General features: G+C 43.9%; 1 protein-coding gene. It reads right to left on the minus strand.

Annotated elements, in window-relative coordinates; all coding sequences use genetic code 11:
* Positions 1–701 (minus strand): Na/Pi symporter (locus R7Z49_RS25120; RefSeq protein ID WP_318112403.1); only part of this gene is annotated, 701 nt, incomplete at both ends.

Raw genomic sequence — 701 nt, forward strand, 5'->3', positions numbered from 1 at the left:
TCAGGTAGCCACCCACAACGGCTTTGTTTTTGATAGCAAGCTCTGAAATCATTTCAGCGCCTTTTACTGGGATTTCACGTAAGAACGGAATACCAAAGATAAACAGTGTCGCCAAAATATTAAAGGTTAAGTGTACTAGCGCAATCTGAAGAGCAAACACAGCAAACTCACCAGATACTGCGGTAGCTGCAAGTAGTGCAGTGATACACGTACCGATGTTCGCACCTAGAGTGAATGGGTAAATGTCACGAACTTTAAGAACACCAGTACCTACAAGTGGAACCATCAAGCTTGTTGTTGTTGATGAAGATTGTACCAACACCGTCACGATCGAGCCTGATACGATACCGTGGATAGGACCACGACCAATTGCATTTTTCAGATTATCGCGAGCTCGGCCAACCATTAGGCTCTTCATTAGCTTACCCATTACTGTGATAGCAACGAAGATTGTAGCGATACCTAAAGCAATTAGAGCCACGCCACCCATGGTGTCACCAAATGTTGATAGCGGTTCTTTGATAGCAGAAACAACAGGCTTAGTGATTGGCTTGATGAAGTCAAAACCCTTCATGCTCATGTCGCCAGTGTTCAATAGTGGCGAAACCAACCAGTGAGAAATTTTCTCTAGAATGCCGAACATCATTTCCAAAGGAAGGAATATCAGAACAGCAAGAAGGTTAAAGAAGTCGTGGATCGTC

This window comes from Vibrio sp. 1562, from assembly GCF_033340155.1.
Classification (GTDB): domain Bacteria; phylum Pseudomonadota; class Gammaproteobacteria; order Enterobacterales; family Vibrionaceae; genus Vibrio; species Vibrio alginolyticus.